Origin of the sequence: Desulfoplanes formicivorans, from assembly GCF_001748225.1 — a bacterium.
GTDB classification, from domain to species: domain Bacteria; phylum Desulfobacterota; class Desulfovibrionia; order Desulfovibrionales; family Desulfomicrobiaceae; genus Desulfoplanes; species Desulfoplanes formicivorans.
The window spans coordinates 40,315-62,254 of record NZ_BDFE01000022.1 but is presented as its reverse complement, the minus strand read 5'-3'; the positions used below and the strand labels follow the sequence as shown (position 1 = coordinate 62,254).

At 53.9% G+C, this 21,940-nt stretch carries 22 protein-coding genes; 15 read left to right on the top strand and 7 right to left on the bottom strand.

What is annotated here, in order from left to right:
* The 7 genes from DPF_RS13580 to DPF_RS13550 all read right to left on the bottom strand — a co-directional run.
* A partial coding sequence (locus DPF_RS13580; protein ID WP_141721144.1) for a helix-turn-helix domain-containing protein occupies positions 1-586 on the bottom strand: 586 nt, incomplete at its 3' end.
* 176 nt (positions 587-762) lie between these two features.
* Positions 763-1,746 carry a glycosyltransferase gene (locus DPF_RS13575; protein WP_069860232.1) on the bottom strand — a complete coding sequence of 328 codons (984 nt, stop codon included), beginning with the start codon at positions 1,744-1,746 and terminating at the stop codon, positions 763-765.
* A gap of 169 nt (positions 1,747-1,915) precedes the next feature.
* Positions 1,916-2,971 carry a glycosyltransferase family 9 protein gene (locus DPF_RS13570; RefSeq protein WP_176724283.1) on the bottom strand — a complete coding sequence of 352 codons (1,056 nt, stop codon included), beginning with the start codon at positions 2,969-2,971 and terminating at the stop codon, positions 1,916-1,918.
* Positions 2,968-4,116 (bottom strand): glycosyltransferase family 4 protein, encoded by a 1,149-nt coding sequence (locus DPF_RS13565; protein WP_069860231.1) that lies wholly within the window; start codon positions 4,114-4,116, stop codon positions 2,968-2,970. The genes DPF_RS13570 and DPF_RS13565 overlap by 4 nt, the downstream gene beginning before the upstream one ends.
* A gap of 297 nt (positions 4,117-4,413) precedes the next feature.
* On the bottom strand, positions 4,414-6,201 hold the full coding sequence (locus DPF_RS13560; RefSeq protein WP_069860230.1) for an amino acid ABC transporter permease: 1,788 nt from the start codon (positions 6,199-6,201) through the stop codon (positions 4,414-4,416).
* Positions 6,202-6,706: 505 nt separating this feature from the next.
* Positions 6,707-7,531 carry an ABC transporter substrate-binding protein gene (locus DPF_RS13555; RefSeq protein WP_069860229.1) on the bottom strand — a complete coding sequence of 275 codons (825 nt, stop codon included), beginning with the start codon at positions 7,529-7,531 and terminating at the stop codon, positions 6,707-6,709.
* A 238-nt stretch (positions 7,532-7,769) separates the two neighbouring features.
* On the bottom strand, positions 7,770-8,498 hold the full coding sequence (locus DPF_RS13550; protein WP_069860228.1) for an amino acid ABC transporter ATP-binding protein: 729 nt from the start codon (positions 8,496-8,498) through the stop codon (positions 7,770-7,772).
* Between the two features lie 195 nt (positions 8,499-8,693).
* Here DPF_RS13550 and DPF_RS13545 point away from each other — a divergent pair, with 195 nt between their 5' ends.
* The 15 genes from DPF_RS13545 to smpB all read left to right on the top strand — a co-directional run bounded on the left by DPF_RS13545 (position 8,694) and on the right by smpB (position 21,826).
* Positions 8,694-10,097: a sigma-54 dependent transcriptional regulator gene (locus tag DPF_RS13545; RefSeq protein WP_069860241.1), complete on the top strand. Its 1,404-nt coding sequence runs from the start codon at positions 8,694-8,696 to the stop codon at positions 10,095-10,097.
* 121 nt (positions 10,098-10,218) lie between these two features.
* Positions 10,219-11,421 carry a pyridoxal phosphate-dependent aminotransferase gene (locus DPF_RS13540; protein ID WP_069860227.1) on the top strand — a complete coding sequence of 401 codons (1,203 nt, stop codon included), beginning with the start codon at positions 10,219-10,221 and terminating at the stop codon, positions 11,419-11,421.
* A 96-nt stretch (positions 11,422-11,517) separates the two neighbouring features.
* The gene (ffh, locus tag DPF_RS13535) at positions 11,518-12,927 is read left to right on the top strand and encodes a signal recognition particle protein (RefSeq protein WP_069860226.1); all 1,410 of its coding nucleotides are present in this window, start codon (positions 11,518-11,520) and stop codon (positions 12,925-12,927) included.
* 186 nt (positions 12,928-13,113) lie between these two features.
* Positions 13,114-13,350 (top strand): 30S ribosomal protein S16, encoded by a 237-nt coding sequence (gene rpsP, locus DPF_RS13530; protein ID WP_069860225.1) that lies wholly within the window; start codon positions 13,114-13,116, stop codon positions 13,348-13,350.
* 221 nt (positions 13,351-13,571) lie between these two features.
* Positions 13,572-13,805, top strand: coding sequence for a KH domain-containing protein (locus DPF_RS13525; protein WP_069860224.1), 234 nt, complete (start codon positions 13,572-13,574; stop codon positions 13,803-13,805).
* Positions 13,806-13,868: 63 nt separating this feature from the next.
* The gene (gene rimM, locus DPF_RS13520; protein ID WP_069860240.1) at positions 13,869-14,408 is read left to right on the top strand and encodes a ribosome maturation factor RimM; all 540 of its coding nucleotides are present in this window, start codon (positions 13,869-13,871) and stop codon (positions 14,406-14,408) included.
* Positions 14,405-15,679: a tRNA (guanosine(37)-N1)-methyltransferase TrmD gene (gene trmD, locus DPF_RS13515; RefSeq protein ID WP_069860223.1), complete on the top strand. Its 1,275-nt coding sequence runs from the start codon at positions 14,405-14,407 to the stop codon at positions 15,677-15,679. Before rimM ends, trmD begins: the two co-directional genes overlap by 4 nt.
* 143 nt (positions 15,680-15,822) lie before the next feature.
* Entirely contained in the window at positions 15,823-16,173 is a 351-nt protein-coding gene (rplS, locus tag DPF_RS13510; protein WP_069860222.1) for a 50S ribosomal protein L19, read from the top strand.
* A 252-nt stretch (positions 16,174-16,425) separates the two neighbouring features.
* On the top strand, positions 16,426-17,061 hold the full coding sequence (rnhB, locus tag DPF_RS13505; protein WP_069860221.1) for a ribonuclease HII: 636 nt from the start codon (positions 16,426-16,428) through the stop codon (positions 17,059-17,061).
* Positions 17,037-17,441: a YraN family protein gene (locus DPF_RS13500; RefSeq protein ID WP_069860220.1), complete on the top strand. Its 405-nt coding sequence runs from the start codon at positions 17,037-17,039 to the stop codon at positions 17,439-17,441. The genes rnhB and DPF_RS13500 overlap by 25 nt, the downstream gene beginning before the upstream one ends.
* Positions 17,383-18,288, top strand: coding sequence for a 16S rRNA (cytidine(1402)-2'-O)-methyltransferase (gene rsmI, locus DPF_RS13495; RefSeq protein ID WP_069860219.1), 906 nt, complete (start codon positions 17,383-17,385; stop codon positions 18,286-18,288). The genes DPF_RS13500 and rsmI overlap by 59 nt, the downstream gene beginning before the upstream one ends.
* The gene (locus DPF_RS13490) at positions 18,227-19,045 is read left to right on the top strand and encodes a PTS system mannose/fructose/sorbose family transporter subunit IID (protein WP_176724282.1); all 819 of its coding nucleotides are present in this window, start codon (positions 18,227-18,229) and stop codon (positions 19,043-19,045) included. Before rsmI ends, DPF_RS13490 begins: the two co-directional genes overlap by 62 nt.
* Before the next feature lie 139 nt (positions 19,046-19,184).
* Positions 19,185-19,532, top strand: a complete 348-nt coding sequence (locus DPF_RS13485; protein WP_083254740.1) for an HPr family phosphocarrier protein — start codon at positions 19,185-19,187, stop codon at positions 19,530-19,532.
* Positions 19,532-21,304 (top strand): phosphoenolpyruvate--protein phosphotransferase, encoded by a 1,773-nt coding sequence (gene ptsP / locus DPF_RS13480; RefSeq protein ID WP_069860218.1) that lies wholly within the window; start codon positions 19,532-19,534, stop codon positions 21,302-21,304. Before DPF_RS13485 ends, ptsP begins: the two co-directional genes overlap by 1 nt.
* A 54-nt stretch (positions 21,305-21,358) precedes the next feature.
* A complete protein-coding gene (gene smpB, locus DPF_RS13475; RefSeq protein ID WP_069860217.1) occupies positions 21,359-21,826 on the top strand; it encodes an SsrA-binding protein SmpB in 468 nt (155 codons plus the stop codon).
* The last annotated feature ends 114 nt before the right edge of the window (positions 21,827-21,940 follow it).

The window sequence follows — 21,940 nt, the reverse complement described above, 5'->3', positions numbered from 1 at the left end:
ATTCCTTGCCTTTGCCTGGAGTGGCAAAAATCACGGGTTTGTCGGATCGATCCAGATCAATGAAGACCGTGATGTAATTATGACCACGCTTGGAAGCTGTTTCATCCAGCCCGATCGCCTTGAGATCTTTGAGATCCAGAGTCTCAATGGCTTTGGAAACATAGTGGTAAACGATACGCCATAATCGTTTGTCTGTGACCCCGACGTGACGAGCAACCGCACTGACCGGCATCTCGCGAACAAGACTCATGACCACCTGCTCAAAGAGCAAGGTAAAACGACTGCCTTTTCTGGCCCAGGGAACGTCCACCCGACGGATGCCGTGTTCCGAACAATTAATCCTTGGGACTCGAGCGGTGAGGTAGCAATGGTGCTGAAAAAAGGTGAGATGCCGCCACGTGTACTCCTTGAAGTCATGAGCCTTGCACATGGCACCACACTCCGGACACGGGTACAGCGCTCCACGGTCGGCACCGATCTCCAGATGAAGTTTGGTTGGTGTATGGGCAGTATCAAGACGTTGGCTCGTAACTTTCCACGGCGGTGTAAGGCCAAGACCCAAGGCAAAAATTTGTTCAGCAAGCATGACTCATCCTCCTGAGGGGGAGGGCTACCCAAACTCGATACGATCGGTCAATTCCACACAAAACGTCGAAGAACCAACTAATATGGATAATTTCGCCGGGAAAAAATCATTTATTGTCAATAAAAACATTTAATTAGTTGTCAGTGATTAACTCCGAAAGTCGAGTTAATAACTCGTTATTCATTCCAACCATGCATACGTTTCCATACTTGAGCGGAACATTTCCCATATAAAAAAAGACCATAGCGAGAATATTTTTCAAAAATTGAGAAAGATCGTGTTTGATGTGCGGCTATCTCGAGAACATCACACCATGATTGAACAATTTTAGAAATTGAAAATTCATGAGCCCTCTTGTGTGCGTTGTTTTGCATTGCTTGATAGAGTTTAGCGTTCTGTACAAGGGAAGTCACTGCTGCGAGCACCTCTTCTTCATTCTGTGCTTCAAAAAAGTCAAGATTGCTTTGTCGTAATGATTGGTATGCAGGTTCTTTTCCCAGAATGATTGGAATCCCTGCGAGCCATGCGTTGACCAGTTTAGCATATGGCTTGCGGTTGAGGACGCTTTGGGGAACGTCACGTACCGCTACAAGTATATCAACCTGTGAATAGTCAACCCATTCGCCGCTGTGCATCCGACAAAATTCTACTCCAATGGCACGCAATTTTTGTTTGAAAGTATCTGTTTTCATATAGTTTGGCACGTATTCTTGGCTGCCTACATATGCCAACTGCGTACATTTTGCCCTTCGTGACGGGTCGCGTGGAATAAGCCCGGGTTGTGGCCAAGAAGGCAAAAAAAACGAGGTGTCAGTAAGTTGAACACAGGGGTTTTGTTCGATAACGATATCCGCCAAAGGAACAGGAGGTCGGTCAGCACGAATGACCATGGCAAATGCTTCATGAATGCCATTAGCTGGAGTCGCATGGTCATAATGAAATACAGAAATTTCTCCGGGTATTCCGTATTCTACGAGCTCAACGGTTATGGGCACATTTGACGTACAGAGCAGAGCCCAGGTTTGGAGAATCCATGCGTCAACACCTGAAACAATACGATGCGGTGCATCGAGCACATATCGAGGGTGAGGTGTACCAGCAAGTAGTTCAGGCCAAGCCTTCTTTCGATATTTTTTGGGAATAACAAAATTTACTTTCATATGGTGTATGGCAATGAATTTGGTTTATGTAGTATGAATGTTTTTTATTTTATAAATATAATATTTTGTTGATAAACGCGAAATGATACACTGATAAATGGAAGAGTGAATGATATTATGATGCATAGATAGTGATAACCCTCGCTGACTTGTCGTTTTTGCATATATTTTATGTGTATATTGATGTATCATGAAGTATATCGATGATTGCTTTAAGAATGGTTTCTGGACGAAGCTCGTTAAGACATTCTGTTGTTCCCCGCGGGCAGGTATCCTCATTACAGGGCTGACATGAGATTTCTATGGCGATGTCAGTATGTTCTGGGGCAGGAAATGTCCAAGCATGACTTGTTGAGCCGAGAATGGCTAGGGATGGGGTATCGACTGCCACAGCAATATGCCTGGGTGCGGAACAATTTCCCACATGCAGGTCAGCCTTGGCTATGATTGCTGCCATTTCTCGCAGGGAAAGCATGTTGTTGGAAACGATACATTGCTCAGGGACTTCGGATTGTTTCGCGATTTCATAAACATCTCTTTTTTCTCCAGGGCCATAGAGAAGGATCATGGTCAGATCGGGCATTTCATGGGCAAGCAATCGGAGAAGTTGCGTATAATGCTTTGCTGGCCAGCACCGGGAGGCCCGTCTGTGTGTGGGGTCAAGGGTGAGAACCGGCCCCCCGTGTCGTGGCAGATTATGCTCCTTGAAAAAGCTGTCTGCCCATTTGTTTTCTGATTCGGTGAGATAGATTCGTGGAGGCTCACCGTTCCAGTTGATGCCAAGAGGAGCCAAAAAACTGGTTTTATATTTTGCTGCATATCCATCTACCGGTTTGGACCAATGCGTGTAAAAAAGTCTGTTGTACCAAGGTGGTTGATAGGTCAATCGCACCTTTGCTCGGCTTAACCAAGTGGCGAAACGGCATCTGGGAAGCTGCTGGCAATCCACGACAAGATCATAGTGCTGACGAGCCATTTTCCAGTATAAGGCTAGGCTTTGCATCATTCCTTGCTGTTTATCCAATTCCCAAATATGGGTAATATCCGGGTTGTTGTAGAGAACGGGAGCACATTTTTTCTCGGTAAAAACGGATATGCAGGCTTCTTGGTATCGTTTTTTGAGCAAGTGGATGAGTGGTGTCGTCAAAATCACGTCTCCTATTTGTCGGAGCTGGCAGACAAGAATGCGTTTGGGGTGTATGGAAGCAAGATCGTTGATCTTCATGACGGTTCCGCCGTGTTTGTGGCTGGATTTTTAAGAGCAAGAGCGGCCTTGACAGCGGTAATATACGGATCAAGACCGGATGGGACATGATCGGGAAATGTGAAAGACGACGGTTTGTTTTGTGCGAGGATTCGCTTCATTTTTTGGGCAAGTTGACTCGGATCGATTGCTGGGTCAACAGTCCGCTCCGGAGGTAAAAAGAAACTGCTGCCGTTGGTTGTTGTAGAGATGACGGGTAGTCCCGATGCCAAGGCTTCAAGAACCGCATTGGAGCAGGCGTCATAAAAACTCAAGAGCACGAACAAGTTGCTGGCCTGATACAAGGTGACCATGTCGTCCACCCTGCCCAGAAATCGGACCCGGTGAGCGACACCAAGTCGTCGAGCGTATCGGATGTATCGGCCAGGATGACGCCCACCGGCGACCACAAGCAGGGTGTCTTCTGGTAGATGGACCAAGGTGGCAATGAGCTGCCTGATACCCTTAAGCATGAAATTGGTACCTGCCGTGGCAATGACTTGTGTATTTTGGGGAATATCCCATTTCGCTCGAGCGCTCTGTTTTTGAGACAACGTGCACGGCGCAAAGCGGATCAGGTCCGGTCGGTTGTAGACAACCGTCACGCAATGTTGGTTGAGATCGGGAAAGGCTTTGAAAAGCCAATCCCTGACCATGTGAGAGTTGGCTATGATCTGACCGGAAAAGTGTATTTGAAGTTTTTCAATGGCCAAAATAAGATTATTGGCCGGAGAGAACCTCCGCCTGATCATTTTCCATGTCCGGGCAAAGCCTTGGGGGTAGGCCCGTATGGAATGCTGCCAGAAAATCCGGGTGGGCCCGCCGCTTATGCGCAGGATGTCCTGACAGATTGTGTTGCCAAGTCCTATGGCAAGATCATAATTGCTCTTGCGTCTGACGAATTCTGCTCCCAAGGCAAACCAGAGAATCTTGACGCATTTGCCGAGAAACGGCCGACCAATGCATCTCACTGTGACTCCATCCGGCGGATCAGTTTCCTGTCGAGCGCAGATAAAATCAACATCATACTCTTGGCCAAGAGCTTCGGCAAGACGCCAGGCAAAACCCTCCACTCCGCCATAATGGCTGAGTTTGGGGAGCATGATGGCAATTCTGGGACGATTCATTGTTGTTATGACTCCCGAACCGATGTGCCCATAACTTGAACAGCGATTCTCGTCTGCAAGGGGACCGGGAATCGCTGCATGTTGATGTGTGAAAAGTGATACGGCTGAACACATTCCGTGCGTGGCAGTCAGTTTTCTGCAAATTTAAATAAGTGTAGTCGTCTGATTCATGTAGAATTCTTCATTTTTCATTGTTGCGTGGAAACGCATTCACAAGAAAAGAATAGCAATTTGTTTCACCAAAAGATGACGCATTATCCCGTATGTTCTCGTTTGCGCCCTGAAGACCTGCCGCCCCTACATAACCATCCTCGCATCCCCTCCGGGCGTGAGTTTTCTTTCCAGCCGGTTGGCTACAATGCTCATGGAGTAGCAGCAGGCGAAATAGAGGGCGGCGACCGTGGCGTAGATTTCAAAGGGGTAGATCATGAGTCGGCTGTTAAGGCCCTGGGCCACAAAGGTCAACTCCAGGACACCGATGATATAGGCCAGGGAGGTGTCCTTGAAGATGGCAATGAACTGGCCCACAATGGCAGGGATCATCTGCTTGAGGGCCTGGGGCAGGACGATGTGGATCATGGTGGATGCGTAGCTCAGCCCCGTGCCGTAGGCCGCTTCTATCTGTCCCCTGGGGATGTTCTGGATGCCCGCGCGTACGATTTCCGCCAGATACGCTCCTGTAAAGATGGTCAGGGCAATGGTGGCGGACCAGAACACGTCCAAATAGGATTTGATAAAGATGGGGATGAAAAAGTAAACCCAGAAAATGACCAGGATGAGAGGATTGCCCCTGATGATTTCAATGTACAGGGTACAGGGGATTCTGAAGACGACATTTTTGGAGACTCGTCCCAGGCCAACGAACAGACCGATAAAAAAGCTCACTGAAATGGAAATGACCGCCATGGCAATGGAAGCGGAAAGACCGCCAATGCCCCAGAGCACGTCGTTGGGGTCGTTGCTGGGAAATTTCCATATGAGCAGGGCGTGCAGGTTGTCCCGGATAACCGACCATTTGAAATGACTCAGCCCCAGAACAAGTTCGTAGAGCAAAAATGCCAAAAAGGCGATAAAACTCCATTTTCCCGCAAGGATGATGCCTTTGACCAGCAGGGTGCGCGCTTTTTTCCAGACGAGCATGGTCCCGGTATACGTCAGACCGGTTCTGCGTTTGCCCATGACGCCGGCGGAAAAGGCCAGCACACTCCAGAGCTTTTCAAAAGGCCAGAACAGGATGTTGCCGAAAAAAATGGCCAAACCCTTTTTGCGGGTATGCCCATCATTGATGCGAAGACGCAGGTTGACCGTGTTCAAAATGGCGGAAATGCCCAGGGAAAGACCAAGATAAAGGGCACTTGCGGCTGTTGTTGCTTCAAACCCCCTGAATGTCAGGGATTCCACCTGCTGGGACTGCCAGCAGAGTTCGGCCACACCAACGACCATGGCCAGGGAGGAGTTTTTCATGTTGTTCAGGAATTCGCTGCCAAGGGGGGGGATGATCGCCCGAAAGGCCAGGGGAAGGATGATCGTCCGAAGGGCCTGGAAATACGTGAGTCCCGAGGAATAAGCGGCTTCCAGAAGTCCTTTGGGGATGGACTGCATGCCGGCCCGAATAACCTCGGCCATGAACGCGCCCGTATACACGGACAGTCCGATGGTCGCGGACCAGAATTCGAAATTGTGTTCAAAGACCCATTCCCGCCAGGCCTCGGGAAGACCCATGGGCAGGGCAAAATACCAGAAAAAAAGTTGAACCAGCAGCGGGGTGTTGCGGAAGAACTCTACATACGAGGAAGAAAAGATGTAAAAGGGCTTGAAGGCGGAAAGGCGTCCCAGGCCAAACAGGGTCCCGAGAAACAGGGCAATGCCCGAACTGATCAGGGTGATCTTGAGTGTTGTCCACAGCCCCTTGAAGAGCTCGATGCCAAAAATCATGCCGTAGGTTTCATTGGGCGTGTACAAGACGTCCCAATGGAAATCATAGCCGAAATTGAACACAAAGCCCCAATAATAGACCATGGCCCCAAGAAGGGTGAACAAAAGGAGGTATTGGACCCAGGTTTTTTCAAGCCAGTAACGAAACATAATTTTTTAGGATTTTAAAATTTTAGAGATTTGAAAAAGCTAAGAAATTCAAGGAATGTGAAAAGGTCGGCGGATTCTCTTGTTCGACAAAGAAAAAAGATGACAGCGAATTCTTTGCTGCGAGCTGGCCCTTCATGAATCTGCATGTCTTGGCAAAGCCGTTTTCAAGCCCCTGGCGATATGGACTATGACAAAATCGGAAAGCCGGGAAGTTCGGTGGGCCGAGGTTTCATCTTTGCCCCAAATCGGCGTGTTGATCCGATTGCTAGCACGCTGGAATGCTCATTTTTGGTCGGCCAGACAACGCGTCAAACGTGTTGTACCTCATCATGGCTGATTTCCCCTGTTGTCAATCCGGCACTCTTCCCTCAGTCACTCAGAACACAACGATCATATTCGCAATGTTTTGACTCGCTGCATTTTGAGTCATTGCCTCCAACAATAACTCCGGCAGCCCGAACTCATTTCAAGCTGCCGGAGTTTGTCATGGGACTATTTCATGATCTTACGGCCACATTTCGATTTCTTCGGTCATGGGGAAGGCGTACGGTGTGTCGGGACCGTACCACTTGTTGTAAATCTTCATGTAGGTGCCGTCCTTCCACATGTCCTGGATGGTGAAGTTGATGGTGTCGCGCCATTTGGAATCGTTTTCAGGCAGACCAATACCGTAGGGCTCGTTGCTGAAGAAATCGCCAACCAGTTCGTACTTGCCGGGTTCCTTGGCTGCGTAGCCAAGAAGGATGGTGGAATCGGTGGTGAAACCGGCAACGCTGCCCATCTGCAGAGCGGCAAAGGCAGAGGCGTAGTCGGGAAAGGATTTGACATGGGCGTTGGGATTGGGATCGCCCAGTTCCTTGAGCAGGTTTCTGATGTTGATCTCGGATGTGGTGCCCTGGGTGGTGGCGATTTTCTGGCCGACCATGTCTTTCAGGCTCTTGAATTTGCCTTTCTTGGCCAGAACTTTCTGACCGTCAAAGAAATAGGTGATGGAAAAGTCAATGGATTTGTCACGTTCACGTTTGTGGGTCATGTTGGCCACGGACATGTCGATCCGGCCCTGCTGCAAAAAGGAGATTCTGGTCTTGTCGGTCACCTTGACCCGGTCGAGCTTGCAACCCAGGCGGTTGGCGATTTCCTGGGCGATATCCACGTCAAAACCGACCCAGTTGTTGTCGGCGTCGTAGTACGCGCCGGGAATGGAATTGGTCATGATTCCGGCACGGATGACCTTGGCTTTCATGACCTTGTCGTAGGTCGTTCCGGCAAAGGACATCTGGGCGCACAAGAACATGGCCGCAACAAGGGTGAGGATCTTCAGACTACGCATCGTGCATCTCCTTGGTTGAGAGTGAAACAGTTTGCTATGTTTCCCGAAAACCGGGTTTTCCACGAAAGCGGGCCGATATGAACATAATTGTACACAAGCCAAGAGATTTCTTGCAAATGTGTTAACTGGTTCTCCCTTGTCCTTTCCCGGAAACGCTGGCGAGACTTGCATCCGGTGTACAGTCTGGGCCCGGCACGGGCCAGTCTATGCAAGTTTTGACCCATCTGTCAGACATGCGTCAATGGGAGATGATCTTATTGAGGAAATCCTGGGCGCGATCGCTTTGGGGGTTGGAAAAAAACCGTTCCGGCGTATCCTGCTCAATGAGCGTTCCCTCATCCATGAACACGACCTGGTCGGCCACTTCCCGGGCAAATCCCATTTCATGGGTTACGCAGAGCATGGTCATGCCCTCTTTGGCCAGGGTTTTCATGACATCAAGAACCTCGTTAATCATTTCCGGGTCCAAGGCCGATGTGGGCTCGTCAAAAAGCATGATCTTGGGTTGCATGGCCAGGCCGCGGGCAATGGCCACGCGCTGCTGTTGCCCGCCCGAGAGCTGACCGGGATAGGCGTCAGCCTTGTCCGGGATGTTGACTTTGCCCAGCAGGTCCATGGCGATCTCCCTGGCTTCCTTCTTGTCCATTTTGCGAACCATGGTCGGAGCCAGGGTGATGTTCTCGAGTACGGTCATGTGGGGATAGAGGTTGAACTGCTGGAAAACAAACCCGATTTCCGCCCGAAGCAGGGTCAGATTCAGGTCTTCGGCATACAGATCAGCGCCGTCTACCATGATGGTGCCCTTTTGGATGGGTTCAAGACGGTTGATGCACCTGATGAGCGTGCTCTTGCCTGATCCGCTGGGACCGCAGATGACAAAGACCTCGCCCTTGTCCACCCTCAGGGAGACATCCTTGAGGGCATGGTGGTCGCCGTACCATTTGTGGATGTGTCGTATGTCTATCAAGTTGAAATCGCTTTGGGTTGATGCTTCGGTTTCCCCGTGATGGCGGAAGGCCGATTCGGAAGTGGAAGGAGAAGTGACTATGCTTGCAGTTGAAAAAAAGATACGAGTTCATAGCAGAATCCGTCTGTATGGGCAAGAGCAAGGGTGATACCCTGATATTGCCAAGCATGCCCTTTGTGGATAATGGCTCTTGTTATGTCTGCCAAGCATGTTCTGTTTGTCTCGCGTCCGGAGTACGTCACTCCGGTTTTTTCCGTGCTCAAGGAGCAGGGGATTTCCGTGCTCATGGCCGAAGATCAGGACGCGGCCCTCAAGGCTTTGCGCAACGCAAGGCCTTGCGTGATGTTCATCGAGCAGGGCCTTGGCACGTGCGATACCTTCAGGCTCCTTGCATCTATGCCCCGGGACAGGGGTAATCTCAAGATTATAGTGTTTGCCCGCAAAGGCTCGGTGGAAGATGCTCACAAAGCCCTGGAGGCCGGCGCCACCGACTATTGGTCCACGCCGCCAGACAGGGAAAAGGTGCTGGCCATGTTTCCTGCTGGTCCCCAGCCTTCTTCCCCGGCCGGGGGTTCACGCACTCCCGCCCTTCCAGCCCGAAAGATCATCGGCTCTCATCCGGCCATTCGTCGTGTTCTTGCCCTGGCCCGTCAGGTGGCGCCTTCCAGAGCCGCGGTCCTCATTTCCGGCGAATCCGGAACCGGCAAGGAAATGTTTGCCCGGTACCTGCACGAGGCTTCGGACAGGCGCGACCGGCCGTTTGTTGCCGTGAACTGCGCGGCCCTGCCCGAACATCTGCTCGAGTCCGAATTGTTTGGTCATGAAAAGGGGGCCTTTACCGGGGCCATTCAGAAAAAGCCGGGCAAATTTGAGCTGGCTCACGGAGGAACCCTGCTGCTGGACGAGATTTCCGAAATGGATATCGGCCTGCAGGCCAAACTCTTGCGGGTTCTCCAGGAAGGGGAAATCGATCGGGTCGGGGGAACCGAAACCATCAGGGTTGATGTGCGGGTTTTGGCCACGACCAATAGGGATATCGAGGAAAGTGTCCGCAACAAGGAATTTCGTCAGGACCTTTATTACAGATTGAATGTCATCCCCTTGAAGCTTCCCCCCTTGCGGGAACGGGGCCAGGATATCATGGCCCTTGGGGAGTTTTTTCTCAAAAAATATTGCCGGGAATACGGTTTTACCCCGTCCGGGTTCGCCCCGGAGGCCGCATCCTGGCTCATGGAATATCCCTGGCCGGGCAATGTTCGTGAGTTGCAAAATCTTATGGAACGGGCCGTGTTGCTGGCTGCAGGCGGGCCTGTGAGACCGTGCCATTTTCTTCTGGAAGGCGAGGAGTGGCCTTTGGACGAAACCATGGATGTTCCTGCCGCAAACCAGCAGCGTGCTGAAACAGACGGGTCGGACGCGATCATGGCCGGAAGCGATGGCGTGGTCACCTTGCAGGAAATGGAGCGACGACTCATCCTGCGCAGTCTTGATCAGACCGCTGGCAACAGGACCCAGGCCTCCAGGCTTTTGGGCATCTCGGTACGCACCCTTCGGAACAAGCTCAACGAGTACCGCAAGCAGGGGCTGGAGATCGAATAGCGGGGGAAGGTACGGAAGTGCGCAGTACGCAGTGCGCAGGGCGCAGGACTCGGTCCCCTTATTATTTTGCAGTTTTCCATCTGAATCATATATATTCCATATCATTTGCAAAGGAGTTTGCATGCGCACGTTGTCAAAGCAGGTAGCCAATTATATCGAGCATTCTTCCTGGATACGGAAGATGTTCGAGGCAGGGATTGTTCTGAAGCAGCAATACGGCCAGGATAATGTTTATGATTTCAGCCTGGGCAATCCGGACCTGGCGCCTCCCAAGGCCGTTGCCGACGGATTGCGCCATATTGCCGATCAGGCTGCTTCTCCCTTTGCCTTTGGCTATATGCCCAATGCCGGCTACCTGGACGTTCGCCAAACCCTTGCTGCTCATCTTGCCAGGGAACAGGAGTGTCCCGAGCTTGGTCCCGACCACATTGTGCTGACCTGCGGGGCAGCCGGAGGACTGAACGCATTGTTCAAGGCCGTGCTCGAGCCGGGCGATGAGGTGATCTGCCCGGCACCCTATTTTGTTGAGTATGGGTTTTATGTGGCAAATCATGGGGGCACGCTCAAACCGGTTGCCTGTGACAGCTCCACCTTTGGGCTCGACCTTGAAGGCATTGGTGCGGCCTTGTGCGAAAAGACTCGGGCCGTACTGATCAATTCGCCCAACAATCCCACCGGTCAGGTGTATTCCCGGGAAGAACTCGACCGTCTGGCAACTCTTCTCAAGGCCCATACCCGCAAGGTGGGGCGTCCGGTCTATCTTGTCTCGGATGAACCCTACCGGTTCCTTGTCTACGACAATGAAGTGGTTCCTCCGGTGCTTCCCAGGTATACTCACAGTGTTGTTGTCGGTTCCTTTTCCAAAAGTCTCTCCCTTGCCGGAGAGCGTGTGGGATATGTTGCTGTCAACCCGGCCATGGAAGATGTATCAACTCTGGTGGGCGGGCTCATTCTGACCAATCGGATTCTGGGATTTGTCAACGCTCCGGCCATCGGCCAGAAGCTGCTGGGTCGGGCCCTGGGACAGGGCGTGGACCTTGGGGTGTACGACAAACGGCGAAGCGCCATGGCCAAGGTTCTGGATGACGCCCGAATTTCTTATGTCATGCCCAAAGGCGCTTTTTATTTCTTTCCCCGGGTTCCTGGCGGCAGTCTGGACGACACCGGATTTGTCAACGCCCTCATGAAAGAAAACATTCTGGCCGTGCCCGGCTCGGGATTCGGATTTCCTGGCGGGTTCAGGCTCGCCTTTTGCGTACCGGAAGATGTCATTGTCCGTTCGGGCGAGGCTTTCAAGCGGGCTGTGGACGCTTATCTGGGATGATCCCGTGGTTCCGGCAAAAGGGATTCCGCTTGACTTGCGCCAGCATCTCCTTTATTCGGATCAACTTCTTTTTTTGCAGGCAAGGATTAAACGCGAATGTTTGATAGCTTAAGCGATAGACTCAATGCCGCGTTCAAGCGGTTCAAGGGCCACGGCCGTCTGGATGCCAAGAACATCAAGGACGGGCTCCGTGAGGTCAGGTTGGCTCTGCTCGAGGCGGATGTTCATTTTTCCGTTGTCAAGGATTTCATCGAGCGGATCAAGGACCGGGCCCAGGGTCAGGAGGTTCTTGAAAGCCTGACTCCGGGGCAGCAGGTGGTCAAGATTGTCCACGAGGAGATGATCGAGCTTTTGGGCGGAACGACCTCGGGACTCGATCTTGGGACCAAGCCTCCTCTGGTCATCATGATGGCCGGTCTTCAGGGTTCGGGTAAGACCACCACTTCGGCCAAGCTGGCCTTGTACCTGCGCCGCCAAAAGCGCAAGCCTTTTCTGGTGCCGGCCGACGTCTACCGCCCTGCAGCCATTGATCAGCTGCACAAGCTGGCAAATGAGCTTGGGGTTCCCGCATTTGCGTCTACCGCAGACATGAATCCCGTGGACATCTGTTCCCAGGCCATTGAAGAGGCCAAGAAACAGGCCTGTGACGTGGTTCTGCTGGATACGGCCGGTCGGTTGCACATCGACGAGCTGCTCATGCAGGAGCTTCAAGCCATCAAGGAAACCTGCAAGCCCCAGGAAATCCTTTTTGTGGCCGACTCCATGACCGGTCAGGACGCCGTGAATGTGGCCGCGCGGTTCAACGAGCTGCTCGACGTCACCGGTGTTGTGCTGACTAAGATGGAGGGTGATGCCCGGGGTGGTGCGGCCCTGTCCATCAAGTCGGTCACGGGCAAGCCCATCAAGTTCGTGGGTATGGGAGAGAAGCTTTCGGATCTTGAAGTCTTCCATCCCGACCGGGTGGCTTCGCGTATCCTGGGCATGGGCGATGTGCTCACCCTGATTGAAAAGGCCCAGGAAGCCATTGACGCCAAGGAAGCTGCCGAGCTCGAAAAGAAGTTCAAGCGGTCCGAGTTCAATCTGGAGGACTTCCGTTCCCAGATGAAAAAAATCCGGAAGCTCGGATCCCTGGAAGGGATCATGAAGATGATCCCGGGCATGGGGCAGATGCGCAAGCAGCTTCAGAACGTGAAAATGCCCGAAAAGGAGCTGACTCGCATTGACGCCATTATCAGCTCCATGACCCTGGCCGAGCGCGAAGATCACAAGCTGATCACCCTGAGTCGGAAAAAGCGCATTGCCGCGGGAAGCGGGACAAGCGTTGCCGACGTTACGGCTCTGCTCAAGAATTTCGAGCAGATGCAGAAAATGATGAAAAAGATGATGGGCAAGCAGAAACAGGGCAAGGCGATTCCAGGCATGCCCAAAAACACCAGCGCCCAGATCAAGCAAAAACGTCTCAAGCGCAAGAAGCTCAAGCAGATGAAGCGCAAGAGCAAGAAATAATGCACCGCATGCGTTTGAAGGATTGACGCATTTCAGAGAGTGCATCATGGGACATCATGTTGTCCCTGTATGAAGTGACAACACCTTGCAGTCTCAACGTGCGTACATTCCACAACAGCTCCATTTGGGAATATGGACAACAGCGTGTGGCTTTTTAAACCCCATTCATGAAGAGGATACACCATCATGGCAGTTAAAATCCGTTTGACCCGCATGGGCTCCAAGAAGAAACCCTTTTACAGGATCGTCGCCCTTGACAGCAGAACCCGCAGGGACGGTCGCCCCCTGGAATTTCTGGGATACTACAATCCCATGACCGAACCCCCCGAGGTCAAGCTGGACAACGAGCGGATTACCTACTGGCTGGAACAGGGTGCCAAGCCGTCTAACACGGTCAAGTCCCTGCTGCAGAAAAACGGCTAGTAACCTCCAGGCTATCGCTGGTTTTCAAGGGGATTTTCAGGTCTGACCATGGAGATCCCTTGCAGCCTCTTGCTCTTTGTTCTTTTTTCGCGCTATATATACAGGATGACCGTTTCCCGGAATGCGGTCTTTTTTAGCCAGGATGATCATTGCGTGCAATGCAGAGCATGGGCTGGATGTGAACCGGACCGGTACAACGTGAGCTTGCGGCGGAGGTGGTTATGTTGAAGGGACTTATCGAGTACATTGCAAAGTCGCTGGTTGATTATCCCGACCAGGTCGTGGTCTCCGAGGTGGAAGGCGAGCAGACGTCAGTGCTCGAACTCAAGGTGGCCAAGGAAGATCTGGGCAAGGTGATCGGCAAGCAGGGACGTACGGCTAGGGCCATGCGCACCATATTGGGGGCGGCATCCACAAAGTCCAACAAGAGGGCTGTCCTCGAAATTCTGGAATAATGTTTCCGGATGGACGGGAACAGGGATGCACCCGCCTTTATCGGCAGCAGGGCAACCTGTCCCATGGCAACCATGGATAAGATCACCCTGGTCCATATCGGCAAAGTGCTCAGACCTCACGGTCTCAAGGGGGAGCTGTGCATAGACATCTATGCAGACTCCCCTTTTCTCTTGGACCGTGTTGCCCGCATCTATCTGCAGCAACCCGGGCACAAGCCCAAGCCCTTTGCCGTTACGGCATGGCAGCCTCACGGCAGACGGATCATTCTCAGACTGGACCGGTTCAACGGAATGAGGGACGAGGCCGCAAGGTGGACCGGCGCTGATATTCTGATGCGTGCCCGGGATCTGCCGCCATTGGAAGAAGGCGAGTATTTCTGTCATCAGCTGGTGGGATGCGAGGTCTTTCTCGGTTCCGGGGATTTGCTCGGTCGTCTGGATGGGGTGCAAAGCTGTTCGGGTCGTGAAGTCTGGTCCATTGTCACGGATGGCGGACGGGAAGTGCTCTTTCCGGCCGAAAACGAGTTTGTGCGCTCCGTTGACGTGCAGGCCAACCGCATTGTCATCGATCCTCCCCCGGGCCTTTTGGACATCTATTTATGAAGTTCAACATCATTTCCATCTTTCCCCAGTACTTTTCCTCGCCTCTGTCCTGTGGCCTTGTTTCACGAAATATTGCCAAGGGTCTTGTATCGGTGAACGTGATCTCGCCCAGGGACTTTTCCCAGGACAAGCATCACAATACGGATGACCGGGTTTATGGGGGCGGGCCGGGCATGGTCATGATGGTTGATCCCCTCCTTCGGACCCTCAGAAGTATTCCCGGCCAGCCGCGGACCCTCATGCTTTCACCCAAGGGCAGACCCCTGACCCAGGATTTTGCCCGTGAGCTGGCCAGGGAACCCGAGCTGACATTGGTGTGCGGGCGGTATGAAGGGATTGACGCACGGATTGAGCAATTGCATCCCTTGGAACCGGTTTCCCTGGGTGATTTCGTACTCAATGGCGGGGAATCCGCGGCCATGTGTCTGCTGGAGGCCGTTGCCCGACTGCTTCCCGGATTCATGCAGCATGACGAGTCCGTGGACGAGGAAAGTTTTACTTCAGGGCTGCTTGAATATCCCCATTATACCCGGCCAGAGGAGTATGCCGGGCTGAAGGTTCCGGAGATTCTCCGGTCCGGGGATCACGGCAAAATTGCGGCCTGGCGAAGAAGGCGCTCCCTTGAGGCGACCCTTGCCTTCAGGCCGGAAATGCTGAGCACGGCTCCCCTGAGCAGGGACGATGTCGCTTTTTTGCGGAATCAGCCACGGGTGTTGCGAGGGAGAAATCTGTATGTGGCCCTTGTGCATTATCCGGCTTTGAACAAGGAGGGCAAGGAGGTCACAACCTCTTTGACAAACCTGGATGTTCACGATATAGCGCGCGTTTCCGCGACCTATGGTCTGGGAGGATATATCGTGTGTACCCCCCTTCAAGATCAGCGGGTCCTGGCGGGCAGGATCATTAATCACTGGTCCCGGGGCGGGGGCGCAGGCTTCAATCCCGACAGGAAAGAGGCCTTGAACAAGGTCACGGTGCGCGACGATCTGGACGGTGCCATTGATCATGTTCGGGAATTGACCGGAGAGATCCCGTTTGTGGCGGCCACCAGCGCCCGCGAGGGGAGCATGCCCCTTGCGGATTTGCAACCGGTTCTGGACAAGCGGCCGGTTCTTCTGGTCCTGGGAACAGGTTCGGGACTGGCTGATTCGGTTATTGACAAGGCTGACGGGCTGACTCGGCCGGTTCGATTTTTATCGAAGTACAATCATCTCTCGGTACGCTCGGCCGCGTCGATCATGATTGATCGGCTTTTGGGCGATGTGTACTGAATGACTGCTGTTTGTCGGCATTGACGTGCCCTTTTGGGTACGGGTAACACATACTTTCTGCGGATTCCGCTCGTTGCCGGAGACCTCTTTGCACAGGATACACGGGTCCCTTTGGCAATGAAGGCATCAAGGAGAACATCATTATGGATAGAATCAGAGCGATTGAAAGAGAACACATGCGCTATGACGTGCCCGCCTTCAAGGCCGGCGACACGGTTCGGGTTCACGTGCGCATCATTGAGGGGGAAAAGGAACGGACCCAGGTTTTCCAGGGAACAGTTCTGCGGCTCAACCGTGGCAAGACCAATGCCAGCTTTGTGGTTCGCAAAATTTCCGACGGCGTGGGTGTTGAAAGGGTTTTCCCCCTGCACTCGCCGGCCATCGACCGCATTGAGGTGGTGAGCGAGGGCAAGGTTCGTCAGGGACGGATCTACTACCTGCGCAAGCTCAAGGGAAAAGCCGCCCGGATCAAGAGCAAGAACAGCTGGAACTAGCATTACCGGATCGGGTCTGGGGGTTGCCTCCAGGCCCTTTTTTTTGCTCCTGCACAACAGAAGGCTGGAGTGCGCAGTCCGCTTTCCAAAAGCCGACATGCACCATGGACGGGGGCAACAGGCGTACTTTTCGGCCGGGTCCGGGATCGTTGCCCGATATGATATCGCCAATGGGGTCGAGGAACAATCAAGCCCATGCAGATCACGGATCAGTATCTGACCCGTTCCTGTTCATAACTCCAATTCTTTCCCATGAATCTTTTTGTCAGCCCGACAATCCCGCCTCCTGAGCAGGTGGCCGGGGTGGACGAGGCCGGTCGGGGATGCCTTGCCGGTCCGGTTGTGGCTGCGGCCGTGATTCTTCCTGCTGACTACGATCTCCCCGGATTGACGGACTCCAAGCAGCTCACCCTTGCCGGGCGACAGCGTCTTGAACCTCTCATCAGGGATCAGGCTGTTGCCTGGTCCCTGGGATTGTCCTGGCCCAGGGAAATCGAATCCATCAACATCCTGCGTGCCTCCCTTGTTGCCATGCGTCGGGCCGTGTGTACCCTGCGGACCGTGCCTGCCTATGTTCTGGTTGACGGGAACCAGAAAATCCCCTTTTCTCTCCCCCAGGAATCTGTTATCGGCGGCGATGCCAAGGTGCCCTGCATTTCTGCTGCCTCGGTCCTGGCCAAGACCTTCAGGGACCGGCTCATGGTCCATCTGGATCGCCGGTATCCCGGATATGGGTTTGCCGAGCACAAGGGGTACGGCACCAGGGCTCACCAGGCCCTTCTGGCGGGAAAGGGGCCTTGTCCCATGCACAGGACGACCTTTCGGGGGGTCGCACCGCGATCTTGTTCCAAGGAGAAAGCATTATGTCTTCCGGGGCTGGAGAAGTAGGACGGTATGGAGAGGATGTCGCCTGCAGCTATCTGGTTGAACATGGGTATTGCATTCTTGAGCGCAATTGGCGAACCAGGCAGGGAGAAATCGATATTATCTGCTCTCGCGGCGGAGAACTGGTTTTTGTTGAGGTCAAATCCCGCGGATCCGGCTCGTTGGGTGAGCCGGGCGAAGCCGTGGATGTTCGCAAGAAGACCCGGCTGGTCAGGGCTGCCTGTGCCTATTTGAGCGCAAAGGCCATGTGGGAGACGCCGTCCCGGTTCGATCTGGTCGGACTCCGCATGCATCCGGACCATGTGGAGGTGGAACACGAGAAAAATGTCATTGACGCAAGCGAAATTATGGGTGGTGGCCACACCCCTTGGCAACCCTGGTGACATGTCCCCGAGGGCGGTCAAAACATTGGAATCGGCAGGACTCATCCTTGCCGAGGATACAAGGCGTGCCGGGTTGCTGTGCCAGCGCCTGGGCATTGACCATGGACGCATGGTCAGTTCGTTTGATCACAATGAAAACTCGCGTATCCCCCTGGTTCTGGAAACCCTGGCCCAGGGTAGGGATGTGGCCCTGATATCCGATGCGGGCACCCCCCTTATTGCCGACCCGGGATACGTCATCGTCAGGGCCTGCAGACAGGCCGGATTTCCTGTTTCTCCGGTGCCTGGACCCTGTGCACCCATTGCCGCGCTCATGACCTGCGGTTTGCCCTCGACGCCGTTTACCTTTCTGGGGTTCCTACCCCGCAAGCCAAACGATATCCGTGCAACCCTGACTCCGTTTGCCGACGTTCAAACAACCCTTGTTTTTTTTGAGCGCAAGAATCGGCTTGCTGTGTCTCTGGGAGTGGCCCGTGAGGTCCTGGGCGGGCGGTTGTACTGCGTGGCCAGGGAGTTGACCAAAACCCACGAGGAGTGCATCACGGGATCCTTGGACAATGATCAGGATCTTGAGCGTTTGGCGACCATGGATATCAGGGGCGAGTGTACCGTGGTCATCGGCCCTGCCGATGTATCCCGGACGCGATCCGACGAATCCCGTGTTCGTGATATCCTGCGCGAGGAACTTGCCCAGGGCGGGAAACCGCGCGCCGTGGCCAAACGGGTAGCAGCCCGGGTCAGTGGCTGGTCGGCCAAGGATGTGTATGCCATGCAGCAGGTGGTGCATGGCCGGACAACATCGGATGCCGGGTCTCATGGCCCGGACCGGAGTGATCATGGCCTGTAGGGAAGCCAGCGTATTCGTGCGCATGTTTCTGCGCACCTATCTGGTCGGCGGGTGTATCAACACCCGGGGGATGCAGAATATCGGCCTTTCCTATGCCATGGACCCGGGTCTGCGCTTTCTGTATGCCTCGGCCGATGACCTGCAAAAAGCCAGAAAAAGATATCTCAAGGTCTACAACACCCATCCCTGCTGGACCCCCCTGCTGGTTGGCCTGTTTTTCTACATCGAGCAAAAGATCCATAAAGGCCTGCTTCCTCCCAAGGCCCTTTCCCAGATGAAGGGCACCATCGCCTTTACCCTGTCGGCCGTGGGCGATTCCCTGTTTGGAGGAAGCATCTATGTGCTCTGGTCCTTGTCGACCATGATCCTGCTTGCGGCCGGCTTGCCCTGGTTGGCCCTTGGCTGGGCCCTTTTGTGGATGGGGATCCTTGAGGCATTCAAGCTCTATACCTTCTGGAAGGGGGTCAGTGAGGGGATAGCCTTTCTGACCCGGCTCAGGTCATGGAATCTGATTGACTGGTCTGGTCGGATCAAGGCCCTGAATGTCCTGCTCCTTTTTGTTTTCTGGATCGTTGTCTGGCCAGGAAGAATGACCCCGGTTTCCTGGATGACCGGAACAGGCATGGTGTTGCTGGTGGCCTGTCTGGCCACTCTGTTTTATCGGGCCCGTGACGCCATCATGATCGCCCTGGCGGCTCTGCTTTGGGCCGTGCCCGTTCTCGTCCCGTACCTGGAGGACATGCCATTGCCGTGGTAAGCCTGTTTATGGCAACGCCATAGGGGGGAGCTTGCTTTGGACGCGGTCCGGGAACCCGGAAGGCCCATCAACGTCATGCCGGGTACAAACCAGTGGCCGTACTGACAGGTCGTTGAACCCGATTGTAAAAAAACACCGTATGGCATGCAATCATGCGCTGCACTTGGTGCTGGCGGTGGAAGAAGATATTCGGAGTGGTTACGTGTGTGATGCTGTTGTTCAGGAACAAATCATAAGTGTGCGCAATGAACTCGGGATTCATGCCCGACCTGCAGCCCAGATAGCCCAGGCCGCCCAGAAATACGCTGCCGCCGTGAAGATTGCCCTGGACGATCGGGAAATCGATGCCAAATCCATTCTGGATATTTTGAGCCTGGCCGCTCCCAGGGGCACGGATTTGTGCATCAAGGCCCGGGGGCATGATGCCCGCGAGGCCGTGACCCACATTGTTCGTCTTTTCGAGGACCGTTTCGGAGAGGATCGCTGATGGCAAAACGCGTACTGACCGGCATACCCGTATCTTCGGGAATTGCCATAGGCAGGGCTTTTTTCCTGAACAAGAACAGGATGTCCCAGGCCCCCCGCCAGACTATCAGGGAAGAACTTGTTGCCCAGGAACAGGCACGGCTGCAAACCGCCATTGGTCTTGCGTTTGAAGAGCTCGAGAGGATCCGCATCAATGTTCCCCGTGAGCTTCAGGAACATGGCGCCCTCATTGATTCATATTTGATGATTCTAAAGGACCGCAAGCTCAGCCAAAGCGCCATGAACTACATTGCCGACCTGCGGATCAATGCGGAATGGGCCCTTGAAAAGGCCGTGGCCGATGTTGAAAAGATGTTCAGCGCCATTGACGACGAGTACATTCGGGCGCGCATGCAGGATGTCAGGCTGGTTTCCCAGCGGGTCATGAATCAGTTGGCCGGGCAGGACCAGGAGATGACCGGGGTGAGCCACAGGGTCATTCTCATGGCCCATGACCTGACGGCAGCCGATACCATTGAGCTGGAAGTGAACAAGATCATGGCCTTTGCCACGGCCATGGGGGGCAAGACGTCCCATGCCGGGATTCTGGCCAGGTCCCTGCAGATTCCGGCGGTCGTGGGTGTGGAGGAACTGGAAGGCATCATTGAGGACGATCAGATCGTCATCCTTGACGGATTCAACGGGCGCATCCTTATCCAGCCCACCGAAGACGAACTGGGCAAGTACACGGATCTCCAATACCGGTTCGAGGAGTATCAGCGCAGTCTTTCCCGTGTCTGCCATCTTCCCGGGGAAACACGGGACGGATACCGGGTCAACGTTCATGCCAATATCGAGCTTTTTGAAGAAGTCACCTCGGTCCTGGACAATGGGGGGGAAGGAATCGGGCTGTACAGGACCGAGTACAATTACATGAATCGGCCCTCCTTTCCCGATGAAAAAGAGCTGACCGAAATTTACAGCGATCTGGCCGCATTGGTGGCCCCGTCCAAGGTGGTTATTCGCACGCTGGATCTGGGTGCGGACAAGATCTCCTTTTTTGGTTCCCTGGAGGAGGCCAATCCGGCCATGGGGCTTCGGGCGGTGCGCTTTTGCATGTCCCACAAGGAAATTTTCAGAACCCAGCTTCGGGCCATTCTTCGTGCCGGAATTGCGGGCAATGTGTCCATCATGTTTCCCATGATCACCGGGCTTCAGGAGCTCAAGGAAGTCAAGTCCTTTTACTTCCAGGTCAAGGAGGAGCTGCGCAAGGAAGGGGTTGCCTACAACCCCGACATTCCCCTGGGGATCATGGTCGAGGTGCCTGCAGCCGTGACAGTGGCCGATTCCCTGGCCGAGGAAGTGGATTTCTTTTCCATCGGAACCAACGATCTCATCCAGTATTGTCTGGGCATTGACCGCACCAACAAACATGTGGACTATCTGTACCAGCCCCTGCACCCGGCCGTGGTCAAAAGTATCAAGTCGGTCATTGATGCCGCCCATCAGGCCGGGATCGAGGTCAGCGTGTGCGGTGAGATGGCGGCCGACCCCTTTTGCGTGCCCATTCTCATGGGCATGCAGGTGGACAGCATCAGCCTGACGCCACAGGCCATTCCCGGGATCAAGCGGATCATTCGCCAGGTGACCATGGAAGACTGCAAGTATCTCTTAAAGGAAGTGCTGGAAAGCGATTCCGTGGCCGGAAGCAATGTCCTGGTCAGGGAGATGATTTTTCGACGGTTCCCCGACGAGCTCATGTTTTACACCTCGTTGCTGGATGGGAACAGATAGCAAAGCAAGTGCGTAGTATTCGGGAGGCAGTGCCCAGGGCACGCATGCAAATTCATGACAAAACAATCAGGCAAGATAAAAATCATCGGACAGAACAGGAAGGCCCGTCATCTCTACGAGCTGGTGGAATTTGTTGAAGCCGGCATGGTCTTGACCGGTTCCGAGGTCAAATCCCTGCGCGAGGGACGGATCAGCTTCATGGACGGGTACGTGCAATTCGAACACGGGGAGGCCTTTCTTGTGGGCGTGCACATTGCCGAGTATGAAAATGCGGGATACGCCCAGCATCGCCCGGATCGGCCGCGCAAGCTTCTTTTGCACAAGCGGGAAATAGAGGGGTTGATGAAAAAGGTGGAGCAAAAAGGGCTGACCGTAGTGCCGACGAAAATCTATTTCAAGAACGGACGGATCAAACTGGAACTCGCCCTGGGCCGGGGCAAGAAGCTCCACGATCGCAGACAGGATCTCAAGGAACGCGCGGTCAAGCGGGACACGGCCCGTGAACTGGCCAGCAGAGGGTGAGGCATCCTGGCACAAGGGAGAGTACGCGTCTCCAGGGCACAACCACGGCCGGTCATAAGGTTTGAGGGCTCTTTTGCTGTCCACTGCTTTGTGCGCACGGTCTTCTGAACCATT

What these genes read in the sequence shown, in the direction of transcription:
- DPF_RS13555 (WP_069860229.1), bottom strand. Translation starts at nt 7,531, where the DNA reads ATGCGTAGTCTGAAGATCCTCACCCTTGTTGCGGCCATGTTCTTGTGC.
- ptsP (WP_069860218.1), top strand. Translation starts at nt 19,532, where the DNA reads ATGGCAAAACGCGTACTGACCGGCATACCCGTATCTTCGGGAATTGCC.
- ffh (WP_069860226.1), top strand. Translation starts at nt 11,518, where the DNA reads ATGTTTGATAGCTTAAGCGATAGACTCAATGCCGCGTTCAAGCGGTTC.
- DPF_RS13575 (WP_069860232.1), bottom strand. Translation starts at nt 1,746, where the DNA reads ATGAAAGTAAATTTTGTTATTCCCAAAAAATATCGAAAGAAGGCTTGG.
- rpsP (WP_069860225.1), top strand. Translation starts at nt 13,114, where the DNA reads ATGGCAGTTAAAATCCGTTTGACCCGCATGGGCTCCAAGAAGAAACCC.
- rimM (WP_069860240.1), top strand. Translation starts at nt 13,869, where the DNA reads ATGGCAACCATGGATAAGATCACCCTGGTCCATATCGGCAAAGTGCTC.
- DPF_RS13490 (WP_176724282.1), top strand. Translation starts at nt 18,227, where the DNA reads ATGGCCGGACAACATCGGATGCCGGGTCTCATGGCCCGGACCGGAGTG.
- DPF_RS13500 (WP_069860220.1), top strand. Translation starts at nt 17,037, where the DNA reads ATGTCTTCCGGGGCTGGAGAAGTAGGACGGTATGGAGAGGATGTCGCC.
- rplS (WP_069860222.1), top strand. Translation starts at nt 15,823, where the DNA reads ATGGATAGAATCAGAGCGATTGAAAGAGAACACATGCGCTATGACGTG.
- rnhB (WP_069860221.1), top strand. Translation starts at nt 16,426, where the DNA reads ATGAATCTTTTTGTCAGCCCGACAATCCCGCCTCCTGAGCAGGTGGCC.
- DPF_RS13545 (WP_069860241.1), top strand. Translation starts at nt 8,694, where the DNA reads ATGTCTGCCAAGCATGTTCTGTTTGTCTCGCGTCCGGAGTACGTCACT.
- DPF_RS13560 (WP_069860230.1), bottom strand. Translation starts at nt 6,201, where the DNA reads ATGTTTCGTTACTGGCTTGAAAAAACCTGGGTCCAATACCTCCTTTTG.
- DPF_RS13485 (WP_083254740.1), top strand. Translation starts at nt 19,185, where the DNA reads ATGGCATGCAATCATGCGCTGCACTTGGTGCTGGCGGTGGAAGAAGAT.
- trmD (WP_069860223.1), top strand. Translation starts at nt 14,405, where the DNA reads ATGAAGTTCAACATCATTTCCATCTTTCCCCAGTACTTTTCCTCGCCT.
- rsmI (WP_069860219.1), top strand. Translation starts at nt 17,383, where the DNA reads ATGTCATTGACGCAAGCGAAATTATGGGTGGTGGCCACACCCCTTGGC.
- smpB (WP_069860217.1), top strand. Translation starts at nt 21,359, where the DNA reads ATGACAAAACAATCAGGCAAGATAAAAATCATCGGACAGAACAGGAAG.
- DPF_RS13540 (WP_069860227.1), top strand. Translation starts at nt 10,219, where the DNA reads ATGCGCACGTTGTCAAAGCAGGTAGCCAATTATATCGAGCATTCTTCC.
- DPF_RS13565 (WP_069860231.1), bottom strand. Translation starts at nt 4,116, where the DNA reads ATGAATCGTCCCAGAATTGCCATCATGCTCCCCAAACTCAGCCATTAT.
- DPF_RS13525 (WP_069860224.1), top strand. Translation starts at nt 13,572, where the DNA reads ATGTTGAAGGGACTTATCGAGTACATTGCAAAGTCGCTGGTTGATTAT.
- DPF_RS13570 (WP_176724283.1), bottom strand. Translation starts at nt 2,971, where the DNA reads ATGAAGATCAACGATCTTGCTTCCATACACCCCAAACGCATTCTTGTC.